Annotated in this window: 7 protein-coding genes and 3 pseudogenes; 8 read left to right on the forward strand and 2 right to left on the reverse strand. The window is 44.8% G+C overall.

The genetic code is table 11. The features are described from left to right. Positions 1 to 124, reverse strand: a pseudogene (locus QUB52_RS29360) (ISAzo13 family transposase); the annotation flags it as partial. Between the two features lie 152 nt (positions 125 to 276). Beyond that, positions 277 to 1,639 (reverse strand): annotated as a pseudogene (locus tag QUB52_RS27285) (IS4 family transposase). Positions 1,640 to 1,759: 120 nt separating this feature from the next. On the opposite strand from QUB52_RS27285, the pseudogene QUB52_RS27290 reads away from it, so the two are divergent. From QUB52_RS27290 to QUB52_RS27325, 8 genes and pseudogenes are all read left to right on the forward strand, one after another. Further along, a pseudogene (locus QUB52_RS27290) lies at positions 1,760 to 2,344 on the forward strand (ISL3 family transposase). 427 nt (positions 2,345 to 2,771) lie between these two features. Beyond that, positions 2,772 to 3,845: a class 1 fructose-bisphosphatase gene (gene fbp / locus QUB52_RS27295; RefSeq protein WP_265238686.1), complete on the forward strand. Its 1,074-nt coding sequence runs from the start codon at positions 2,772 to 2,774 to the stop codon at positions 3,843 to 3,845. Positions 3,846 to 4,048: 203 nt separating this feature from the next. After that, positions 4,049 to 5,203, forward strand: a complete 1,155-nt coding sequence (gene tal, locus QUB52_RS27300; RefSeq protein ID WP_332975459.1) for a transaldolase — start codon at positions 4,049 to 4,051, stop codon at positions 5,201 to 5,203. Between the two features lie 404 nt (positions 5,204 to 5,607). Further along, positions 5,608 to 6,417, forward strand: coding sequence for a hypothetical protein (locus QUB52_RS27305; RefSeq protein WP_332975458.1), 810 nt, complete (start codon positions 5,608 to 5,610; stop codon positions 6,415 to 6,417). Further along, positions 6,418 to 7,947 carry a glucose-6-phosphate dehydrogenase gene (gene zwf, locus QUB52_RS27310; protein ID WP_332975457.1) on the forward strand — a complete coding sequence of 510 codons (1,530 nt, stop codon included), beginning with the start codon at positions 6,418 to 6,420 and terminating at the stop codon, positions 7,945 to 7,947. Positions 7,948 to 8,353: 406 nt separating this feature from the next. Then, positions 8,354 to 9,718 (forward strand): glucose-6-phosphate dehydrogenase assembly protein OpcA, encoded by a 1,365-nt coding sequence (gene opcA / locus QUB52_RS27315; RefSeq protein ID WP_265238694.1) that lies wholly within the window; start codon positions 8,354 to 8,356, stop codon positions 9,716 to 9,718. A gap of 234 nt (positions 9,719 to 9,952) precedes the next feature. Continuing rightward, a complete protein-coding gene (locus QUB52_RS27320; protein WP_265238696.1) occupies positions 9,953 to 11,512 on the forward strand; it encodes a cobyrinate a,c-diamide synthase in 1,560 nt (519 codons plus the stop codon). An 89-nt stretch (positions 11,513 to 11,601) separates the two neighbouring features. After that, positions 11,602 to 12,093, forward strand: coding sequence for an ureidoglycolate lyase (locus QUB52_RS27325; protein ID WP_265238698.1), 492 nt, complete (start codon positions 11,602 to 11,604; stop codon positions 12,091 to 12,093). Positions 12,094 to 12,304 lie beyond the last annotated feature (211 nt).

The raw sequence follows: 12,304 nt of genomic DNA on the forward strand, positions 1-12,304 counted from the left end.
TTCCCAAACCTTTGACTACGAATGCCATGAATTGTCGTCTGTCTGTCCCCTTGAGTTTTTTCGCTGTTGTGATGTAAAGAGATTTTAGGTACTCAGTCAGTTTCATGATAGATTTTAGAGAAATTAAGATAGGCTACACACTGAAATTATCTTTCGGTTATTATAGGATCATTTATTCTGTGGGACTCTCTTACGTATGGACACATTACTCACAAGTTAAGGTAAAAACATTATTGTCAATGAGTAACTTTACTCATTTTTTACCTGTTTAACCAATTAAAATATGACTCCATTTGTTCCTTTATTATTGAAAAAAAATTGTTCGGGACTTCTTTGAGTTCCAGGGAAAGGAGAAATAATTAGCCTGATATGAGGTTTTCGCCGTCGCTTAACAATCCCTAAATCTTGATTCTTCTCTTGGGCAAAATACTTAACTAGGTCAGAAGCTAATCCTTTTTGATAGGTAACCGAAAAATGATACATCCCCCGATAAATCATTTCTAATGAAATCCGTTCAATTGGTACTCCTAATTCATCCGCGACAGCATCTCCCAAGTCTACTAAAACTGCATAAAATAGCCAAGTAGCCCAGATTTGCAGCTTGATTCCATTTAATGAACCTGTCCATAAATAGCTGAGATTTAATAATTTTTTTACTGTACAAAATGCGTCTTCAATTCGCCAGCGTCTTTGATATAAATCTGCTACCACATAGGGGGGTAATATTTCTGGTTCTCGGACACTTGTTAGATAAGACCGCCAGGAACTCTTAGAGCGAATCTGTACTAATCTTATACTCAAAGCTGGTGTTTTTTTGTGCCTGCACCTATTTTAATTATCTGGTCTTTGACATCATAAGTATTGGTTAATACCCGCTCGACTTGATAGGATGCACCTTTCTTGATTCGAGTTATAAATCCAATTTCTTGGTCGATGAGTTTTTGCCAAAAAGCGAAGTGATAAAAGCCTCGATCCAATAACAGCAAGGTTTTTGGCTTAACTACTTTCAGTAAATCTTCCTCGAACATGGGTATCTGCTTGTTTGGGATTTGTCCAAAACCAAATTTCTTGGGGAAGATGAGTTACTAAATCTATAATTACTCCCATTTTTCCGGCTAATTGACCAATGGGCACGTCTGATAAACTTTGTAGTTTCTTAAATAATGCTAAAGAATGTTGAGCCATCAGCTATCCAGATGTTTTCAAAGTTTTTTAAAGCAAATTGTACGCTATCTGGAAGGGGCCTTGATTTTCTTGTCAACCATTGATGACGAAAATGAGGTAGTAATTCTTTAAATACATTTTCAAATAAAATTGCGGGAAAAGTTAAAAATCTTTGTGATAATGCTTGTTGACTAATTTTTTGCGGCTCACACCATAAAAATCCCTCTCTATTTAATACTCTGGTTAATTCTGTTACTCCTGCTACATTTCGCCATAAGAGGCTTAATATTGCTGCCATCATTAATGGTAATGTCAGAATTCTATCTCTTAAATTTAGTTGGCGATAAAAAGTTTTTTGGGCAGCCATTGCTGGAATTAATAAATCTTCCAGGTGATTCGCGATTGCTTCATTTTCTATTTGGGGACTATTTTTTTTCTTTGCATGGTCTCGGTTAATTCGTTTTTTACTACTCATAACGGGTTCAACTATGACTCAAATGCTTGCCAGATAGATATTTCAGCCTATTTTACCTTTTTTTTGTCTACCCCCTTGACAATTTGCACTTTTTCTTGACTTGTCACAAATGGTATGGACATGACAGGTAATTATAAGTCATTAGTCAAAAAACTTTGCCCAAATGCTGATGTAACAGTAGATAGATTTCATGTAACAAAAATGATTCATGAGGAATTAAATTAGGCGAGAATTGAGCAAAAAAAGGCAGCATCATCGCTAAAAGCGAAAGAAAGAGCAAAATTATTGGATAGTTTAAAAGGAAGTAAATATACATTGTTAAAAGCAGAAAGTGACTTATCTAGCGAACAAGAAATAAAATTAAAACAAGTAAAAGATGCTTCACAAAGAGTAGGAGCTATGCACACTTTAAAAGAAGAGCTTCACTCTTTATTTGAAAATAATAATTTTGCTAACGGGATATTAGAATTAACAGATTGGTTAAAAAAGGCACAACCATACTATAAAAAGAGTGTAGAAACAATCAAAAGATGGTTTGGAGAGATTGTGGGGTATTTTGAAGAAAGAACAACTAATGGGATAGTAGAGGGAATTAATACTAAATTAAAGCTATTAAAAAGGTGTGGCTTTGGATTTAGAAATTTAAGAAGTTTTGAAATACGGGCATTACTTTTTTGGCATTTTCCTGAAAAATTAGCACAATAAGTACGGAAGAGCCGGTTTTTAGACGATTTATTTATTGATCAATAGTTTTAGTTTATTGATAAGAGTTAACGAAAAATCAAGGATTTAAAAAATAAATTTCCATGACTTTCCGTCATTTGATTTCCAACTCGACTTGTGTGTACACGGTAGGTCTAAAGCCAGGGGCCCGGCGGGCTTGTCTTTCGGTCAGAAACTTTTTTTTGCCACTCCAAAACTTTTCAAGGTGTGGTTTGTCCAGATTTATTGGGTTTTGGGTAAGTTTTTCAGAGCGGATCTAAAATTCCCGTAAAGTTCCACCCCCTTTCGCAAAACCCTTCCTAAGATAGAAGTTAGGGACGATCGACCTAAAAGCCGATTCAGGAGCAAGTGTGAAGCACCTGAAAAATCCCAAACGAGCGAGCCACAAGACAGGGAGGACATCAAAATCATGGTAAACGCGCCAACAGGGGAAACCCGTATCGGCCAGACCGAACAGGTACAATCCTTAGACCGCGATTGCACAACTCTATCCCGTCACGTACTCCAGCAACTCAAGAGCTTTTCAGCAGATGCTCAGGATCTCAGCGCTCTGATGAATCGCGTCGGGTTGGCTGCTAAGCTGATCGCGCGCCGACTCAGCAGAGCCGGGTTAATGGCAGATACTTTAGGGTTTACAGGGGCTGTGAACGTGCAGGGAGAATCCGTCAAAAAGATGGATGTCTATGCTAATGAAGTGTTTATCTCGGTATTCCAGCAAAGCGGACTTGTCTGTCGCTTGGCTTCCGAGGAAATGGAAAAACCCTATTACATTCCTGAAAACTGTCCGATCGGACGCTACAGTCTGCTCTACGACCCCATAGATGGTTCTTCCAATCTTGACATCAATCTCGATGTCGGCTCAATATTCAGCATCCGCAAGCAAGAGGGGGACGATGCAGACGGTTCTGCCTCCGACTTGCTGCAACACGGACACAAACAAATCGGCGCCGGCTACGTACTCTACGGCCCCAGTACCATACTGGTTTATTCGATCGGGCAGGGCGTTCATTCCTTTACCCTCGACCCCAGTTTGGGCGAGTTTATTCTAGCCACCGAAAATATACAAGTTCCCTCACGCGGCCCGATTTACAGCGTTAATGAAGGCAACTTCTGGCAGTGGAAGGAATCTTTGAGGGACTACATTCGCTACGTGCACCGCAGCGAAGGTTATACCGCCCGCTACGGCGGGGCTTTGGTGGGAGATTTCCACCGGATTTTATTCCAGGGAGGCGTGTTTTTGTACCCCGGAACGGTGAAACAACCCGAAGGCAAATTGCGTTTGCTCTACGAATCGGCTCCTTTGGCGTTTTTGATCGAGCAAGCCGGCGGGCGCGCCAGTACCGGCACTCAAGACATCTTAGACGTAGTGCCGACCAAACTGCACGAGCGATCGCCCTTGATTATCGGCAGTAAAGAAAATGTCGCGATGGTCGAGTCTTTTATTCAAGATCGATCGCGCAATTCTCGCACAGTCGAATCATAGACTTGCATTGCTTTCAGTCGCCGGATCGTCCAATTATCTGCGTTTATCTGTGTTTAAGTAATCGCACAGAATTAATTACATACAGCTTCTTTACGGAGGAAGGCTTGTAGCCAAAATTTTGTGTAATTAATTGTGTTCCACTACTTATCTGCCTTTAATCTGCGGTTGTCTCAATCAAATATCAAATAGTAGGAGCGAAAGTAATGACGAAAACAACAACGAATCACCTGTTAGAAATCAAAGAAATTGGCCAAAGTATCTGGATGGACAATTTGACTCGCGATCTGATCGAGTCCGGCGAACTCAAACAGATGATTGAAAGTCGGGGACTGCGCGGGATTACATCTAATCCGGCGATTTTCGAGAAAGCGATCGCGGGTAATGTAATTTACGACGCGGATATCGAAGCGGGCATCCGGGCGGGCAAATCTGTGATGGAGATTTACGAATCTCTGGTATTTGAAGATATCCGCAACGCTTGCGACATCTTCGCCCCAGTTTACGCAGAGTCGAAGGGTTTGGACGGTTACATCAGTATTGAAGTGCCACCGACGATCGCCAATGACACAAAAAGCACGATTAGCGAAGCCATGCGCTATTACAAAGCCCTCGGCAAACAAAACGTGATGATTAAGATTCCCGGAACCGCTGAAGGGTTGCCGGCAGTCGAGCGAGTCATCAGTGAAGGGATTAACGTTAACGTGACTTTGCTGTTCTCGGTTGACAGCTACGTCGAAACCTTCTGGGCTTACATTCGCGGTTTGGAAGCGCGGGCGGCTCAAGGTTTGGATGTGAGCAATGTTGCTTCTGTTGCCAGTTTCTTCTTGAGCCGGATCGACAGTAACATTGATGGCAAGATTGACGAGAAACTCAAAAACGTTACCGATATTTCCACCAAAGCCAAACTGGAAGCGGTGAAGGGGAAAGTGGCGATCGCCAATGCGAAGGTAGCTTACCAGAAGTATAAAGAGATCGTCGCGAGCGATCGTTGGCAAGCTTTAGCTGCCAAAGGAGCCAAAGTCCAGCGCTTGCTGTGGGCTTCCACTAGCACCAAAAACCCCAACTACAGCGATGTGATGTATGTGGATGAATTAATCGGCCCCGACACCGTTAACACTTTGCCACCGAACACTGTGGAAGCTTGTTTCGATCACTGCGATGTCGCGCCCAGGATTGAGCAAAATGTTGAAGAAGCTTACACCCTGCTCGAAAGTCTCAAAGATCCCGACATCGACATCAACTTGGACGGAGTGATGGCAGACTTGCTCTTAGACGGGATCGAGAAATTTGTCAGCCCCTTCCAATCCCTGATGGATTCCTTGGAAGAGAAAGTGCAAAAGTTGTCACCAGTTGCCTAGAGACATATCTGTATCCTTAAAGGCAGAAGCGTTTAGGAGTCGGAACGGATAATTGCTTTGACCCTGGAGTGTTGAGCTTTCCATCCGGAATCTCAAAAAAAATGACACCAATTGGTGACAAAAATCCTAGAGAGGAAAATCCAGGACGATCTTGACCCTGGAGTGTTGAGCTTTCAATCCGGAATCTCGAAAAAAATGACACCAATTGGTGACAAAAATCCTAGAGAGGAAAATCCAGGACGATCTTGACCCTGGAGTGTTGAGCTTTCAATCCGGAATCTCGAAAAAAATGACACCAATTGGTGACAAAAATCCTAGAGAGGAAAATATATCCCCTCCTCTAGGAAGACTGCTGCTAGAAGCTTTGACTCGAATCTTCCATCTCCTACCAATGAGGAATTGCTATGCAGACTACCAATACCTTACAAAATAGCGAGTATGCCACCGCCCAACTTGATGTCAGTGAACGAGCCCGGCTTCAAGAACTGGAATCAATCGTGGATCATGGCTTACAGACATTTTATGAAGTTGGCAAAGCCCTTGATGAGATTCGCGAACAGAAACTCTACAGGGAAACTTATAAAAGTTTTGAGACTTATTGTCGCGATAAATGGGGCATAGCAAGACAGACGGCTCATCGATTTATTGCAGCAGCGCAGGTTATCGAAAATTTGACACCAATGGGTGTCAAAATCCCAACAAAGGAAAATCAAGTCCGTCCTCTAGCAGGACTTTCGCCAGAGCTACAACTGGAAATTTGGCAAGAGGCTCTGGAGTTATCGCTTAACGGGATGCCCACTGGTGCAGCCGTTCAGCGTTTGGTGGAACAGCGATTTCCATCTCTAGGAAGCGATCGAACTCCCAAGGATAGTGCTTCAGAATTGGAGAAATTGCGATCGGACAATCAGCACCTCAGACAGCAAATCAGAGATCAAAACAAAGAAAGGGATCGGCGCGCTGCTGCGGTGGCTTTGGAGTTGGAGCAATTGCGAGCCGAAAACAGGCAGCTAAAAGCTGAACTACGACAACGGGATAAAGATTGGGAAGTTCGACTGGCTGCTGAGAGAATAAAAATCCGGGCGGAAGTTAGGGCTGAAATGAAAGCTGAATATGAAGGGCAGATTAACTCTCTGACTCAGCAATTAGCAGAAATGACGGCGAACTATCACGCGGTATTGGCAAGATTAACAGCACTAGAAGCAAAAGGAAAATAAATGGTAGCGATACTTGAAAATCCACTGCGGGTCGGTTTGCGAAAAGAACGGGTGCCAGAACCACAAATTCTGGTAATCTTCGGAGCTTCTGGGGATCTCACCCAGCGCAAACTGGTACCAGCAATTTATCAGATGAAGCGCGATCGACGCTTGCCACCGGAAACTACCGTCGTGGGAGTAGCCCGCCGCCCTTGGAGTCACGATTACTTCCGCGAGCAAATGCGCGAAGGCATTGAAGAATTTGGTGGCGGTATTGGCGATGAGGAATTGTGGCAAGATTTCGCTAAAGGTTTGTACTACTGTCCGGGCGACATTGACAACCCCGAAAGCTATCAAAAACTCAAAACTTTCTTAGCGGAACTCGACGAAGAAAGGAAAACTCGCGGCAATCATATATTTTATCTGTCGGTTTCCCCGAACTTTTTCCCAGAAGCAATTCGACAACTGGGGGAGGCTCAAATGCTGGCCGATCCAGTAAAACACCGCTTGGTAATTGAAAAACCCTTCGGCCGCGACTTGAGTTCGGCAAAAGCTCTCAACCGTGTGGTGCAGAAGGTTTGCCAAGAACAGCAAGTTTACCGGATCGACCACTATTTGGGTAAAGAAACGGTTCAGAATTTAATGGTGTTCCGGTTTGCCAACGCGATTTTTGAACCCCTGTGGAACCGGCAATTTGTCGATCACGTACAAATTACCGTTGCAGAAACAGTGGGCGTAGAAGACCGGGCGGGTTACTACGAATCCTCTGGGGCGTTGCGGGATATGCTGCAAAACCACTTGATGCAGATTTTCTGTTTGACGGCGATGGAACCGCCGAATTCCCTCGACGCTGACAGCATCCGCACCGAAAAAATGAAGGTTCTGCAAGCAACTCGCTTGGCAGATTTGAATAACTTGGAGTTTTCCGCGATTCGCGGTCAATATTCCGCAGGGTGGATGAAGGGCAAACCAGTTCCCGGTTATCACGAAGAACCGGGGGTTGCTCCCAATTCGACAACGCCGACTTTTGTGGCGATGAAGTTTATGATTGACAACTGGCGCTGGCAGGGAGTGCCTTTCTACCTGCGTACCGGTAAGCGGTTGCCGAAAAAAGTTAGCGAAATTGCGATTCAGTTTCGGGAAGTGCCACTGTTAATTTTTCAGTCTGCCGCCCAACAAACTGCTCCTAACGTTTTGACGATGCGGGTGCATCCCAACGAGGGAATTTCGCTGAGGTTTGAGGCGAAAATGCCGGGGCCGGATTTGCGGACGCGGACGGTGGATATGGATTTCAGTTACGGTGCTTCGTTTGGGGTGACATCTTCGGATGCTTACGATCGCCTTTTGATTGATTGTATGCTGGGCGACCAAACTTTGTTTACTCGTTCTGATGAAGTAGAAGAAGCTTGGCGGGTGGTAACTCCGGCGCTGATGGCTTGGGAATCGTCCAACGATCAAGGTTTGGTGCCTAAATACGAAGCGGGTACTTGGGAACCGACGGAGGCAGAACTGCTAATTAACAGAGACGGCCGCAAGTGGCGACGACTTTAAGAGTCAGTTGTCATTTGTTAGTTGTTAGTTGTTAGTTGTTAGTTGTTGGTTGTTGGTTGTTAGTTGTTGGTTGTTGGTTATTATTTGTTGGTTGTTGGTTATTATTTGTTAGTTTTTTGTAATCAATAACCAATAACTAATGACTAATTACCACCCTTCGGCTTCGCGACCGGGCAAGATGACTAATGACTAATAACTAATAACCAATGACCACCCTTCGACTTCGCGAGCGGACAATATGACCAATAACCAATAACCAATAACCAATAACCAATAACCAATAACCAATAACCAACAACCAACAACCAATAACCAATAACCAATGACCAATGACCAATGACTAATGACCAATGACCAATGACCAATGACCAATGACCAATGACTAATAAGAAAGGAGACAAAATTTATGACGATGACACCGATGAAAGCTCCGCCTTTGGTTTCGCTGCAAAATCCTAAAGATGTGTCGATCGACCAAATAGAGGCAGAACTGAGTCAAATCTGGGAAAGTTACAAAGAAGCTGGGTCAAAGGGCGATTTTCCGATCGCGACTAGGGCAACAACTTTTACTTTTGTAGTCTACGAACCGGAAGAAACTCAGCATTTATTAGCGGATCTAGGATTTTACGAAGGGCCGATTGACGGTATTAGCGGGCCGATGACGGCATCTAGCATCAGGGCGGCTCAAAAATCTTACGGAATGCCGAGAACTGGCAAGCCTAGCGCTGAATTGCTGGCGACTTTGCGGGAAGAAGTGGCTCACAAAAATGCCAAGGGAGAGCTTTTGGGTTCGACTGGCTTGGGTTCGGCGGGTTCGGGGGTTGCGGACGCGATCGTAGCTGCGAATCCCTGCCGGATTATTGCTCTGTGTCCGACGGCGGGGGAAGACACGGGCGTGCAGGCTCAAGTGGCTGCTTATTGTCCGGTTCACAAGCGCGACAGCGGCAATCTGATCTGCTGCGAGTATATTACGCTCCGGGGTACGGAAGCTGCTCTGGAACGGGTGAGCGCGATCGTGACGGCGCTGACGATCTCGGATTTGCCGACACTGCTGTGGTGGAAGGCTCATCCCGATGCTGATCGAGGTTTGTTCCAGCGGCTGGCGGAAACTAGCAGTTCTGTGATTATCGACTCTAGCAGCTTTGCTGAGGAGGAGGCGGAGTTGCTGTTGATGCAAAGTCTGATCGAGGAAGGAATTCCGATCGCCGATCTAAATTGGCGCAGGCTGGCGGCGTGGCAGGAATTGGCTGCGGAGGCTTTCGATCCGCCGGAACGTCGGGCCGCCATTCAAGAGATCGATCGAGTGACGATAGATTACGAAAAGGGCAATTCTAGTCAAGCACTGATGTATTTGGGCTGGCTGGCGAGCAGGCTTGGGTGGCGTCCGGTTGCTTTCAAACAAGAAGAGGGCGATTATCAAATCAAGCGAATTAAATTTGCCGGTGCCGACGAACGGGTTGTAGAAGCTGAGTTAGCAGCGATTCCCACTGCTGATACAGGCGATGTCCCCGGCGATTTGATTGCTCTGCGTTTGAATTCTACAAACGAGAATGCTGACTGCGGTACGGTTCTGTGTTCGGAAACCGGGGGCTGTATGCGGATGGAAACGAAAGGTGGTGCTCAGACCGCTCGATTTAACCAGGTGACTCCTCTGTTTGACCAGGTGACGGAACAGTTGCTCGGCCAGCACTTGAAGAGTTGGGGCCGGGATGTGCTTTATCAGGAAAGTTTGGCGGTGACGGCCCGGATGCTGAAGTTGGCTAAGCGGTAAAGAGAAGTTCGGCAACGGATTTTGTAGCGGATGTAACGGATAGAATAAGGAAGAAGGAATTGAGTTAATATTCAGTGGGGCAGGCAATGTCTGCTCTACTTTATATTCTTCTTTCTTTATTCGTGTTCTTCGTGTCTTCGCGGTTCGTTAAGGCATTATTTAATAGATTAGAGAGCTATACTCATAACTTTATCAACTATCTGTTTTCAGTATTTATTGTAACTAAGTAGAATTATGAGTTTAGTAATTGCTGGCGAACGCAGCGGTGCGGGAAAGACTACTGTTACGATCGCCCTTTTAGCTTATTTAATCCGCCGTGGCTTGAATGTGCAATCTTTTAAGGTGGGCCCGGACTACATCGATCCGATGTTTCATGCTTTTGTGACTGGCCGCCCTTGTCGAAATTTAGACCCGGTTTTAACGTCTGAATCTTATGTGAAAAAGTGTTTTTACCGCCATATTCAAGATGTCGATTGTGCCTTGGTTGAAGGGGTAATGGGTTTATTTGATGGGGTGTCTCGAAAGAAGGGTTCGGCAACGGATTCTGTAACGGATTTAACGGATGTAACGGATGTCAGGAAGACAGATGTCAGAAACACAGAAGTAGAAGCAGAAGCAGAACAAAATTATTCTATTTCTTTTGCTTCTACGGCTCATGTTGCTTGTTTGCTGAATTTGCCGGTATTGTTTGTGATAGATTGCAGCAGACTTTCTGGTTCTGTGGCTGCGATCGCCCACGGTTTTCGTTCTTTTAACCCAAATCTTAATTTCGCTGGTTTGGTGTTGAATCGGGTGGCTAGCGATCGACATTTGGAGTTGCTTACAGATGCTCTAAAACCGCTCAATTTACCTATTTTGGGCGTTTTGCGTAGGGATGAGGCTGTTACTATTCCCGATCGACATTTGGGTTTGATTCCTGCTGAGGAGTTGCCGAATCTTCGGGCTGCGATCGATAAGTTGGCGGATTTGGCTGCTGTTAGTTTTGATTGGGAGCAACTTTTGCCTTTGTTGGCTGCGACTCCTATCGGGGGGGGTGAGGGGTCTGAGCAACTTTCGGGTAGATACAGTCTCCCTTACGATATTATAACTAAAAAAGATGATGTTGTCAACTCTTTGGGAAAACAATTTGGAGTGAGGATTGCAGTTGCGCGCGATCGGGCTTTTAATTTTTACTATCAGGATAATCTTGATTTATTGGCAGAATTGGGCGCCGAATTGGTCTTTTGGAGTCCCCTTGATGACTCGGTTTTTCCTGACAATGTGCAAGGGTTGTATTTTGGTGGCGGTTTTCCCGAAGTGTTTGCTCAGGAATTGAGCAATAATGTGTTAATTCGGGATGCTGTCAGAAGTGCGATTTGTGCGGGAATGCCGACTTATGCGGAGTGTGGCGGTTTGATGTATTTGTGCGATTCTATTGTAGGCTTCGATGGGAATTCTTGGCAAGGGGTGGGTGTTTTGCCTGCTGCTGCTGCGATGGGAAAGCGGTTGACGCTTGGATACCGCGAGGCTGTGGCGGTGAGGGATAGTTCGGTGTTAACTGCTCTTGATGAGGTTTGGGGACATGAGTTTCATCGATCGCACTTAACTGTAGAACCGACTAATCCAGTTTATCACAGTTGGAGGTACGGCAAGCGGGGGGAGGTTGATGCGGTTGCTGAGGGTTGGGGGGTTTATCAAGTTCATGCTTCTTATTTGCATTTGCATTGGGGGGCGAGGCCTGATATTCCGGCTCGGTTTTTGCAGCGGTGTGCTGAGTTTGATTGTAATGCTATTTTGGGCGAGAAGGTGAATTAGATTTTTTTTTACCACAGAGGGCGCAGAGGGCGCAGAGAGGGGAGATACAGGAGTATTTGTATTATGCTTTTGATGAGATTTTGGGATTTATGAGTACATTAGTTTCGGTTAAGCAATTGCTGGCACAATTGATCACATCGGAGAATTTTCGGAGTTATGGTCAAGTTATTTCTGCGAGTTTTGATGGTAAGTTTTTTGATGATGAGGATGCTCGGTTAAATTTAAGCAATGGTATGCCTAGATTTTACATTATGCGGTTGCATGAGAACGGTCGCAAGTTTGGTAAAATTACTCGGCACGTTGAATGTACTCAGTGTTTGGGGGCCCTGGATGGGAAGAGTTGGTTGATGGCGGTTGCACCTCCTGGGGATAGGGATAAACCGAGTTTGGAGGATATTGTTGCTTTTCGGATTCCGGGTAGTTGTTTTATTAAGTTAGATGTGGGAACTTGGCACGCTGGGCCTTATTTTGATGCGGATTTTGTGGATTTTTATAATCTGGAATTGAGCGATACTAATGTGGTCGATCATTTTACCTTTGATTTTGTGAAGAATCACAATCTGGAATTTGAGATTGTCTGAATCCTAAAACAGCACCTAAAAATCTTTAGGTAATCAAGTTATGAAAATTCGTTGCATTGCTAAGACGGGTGAATCTCTCCCTGAAAATTATATAGATCCGCCACGCGGCTACACTAGAAAAGTTGAGTTAGCACTAACTAGACCTCTTGCAAAATAATTTTATGATATAATGGAAAGTTTTGCTTTACTGGATTGAATCCAAAGTCTTAAC

It is taken from the genome of Microcoleus sp. A6-C6, from assembly GCF_036705955.1.
GTDB lineage: Bacteria > Cyanobacteriota > Cyanobacteriia > Cyanobacteriales > Microcoleaceae > Microcoleus.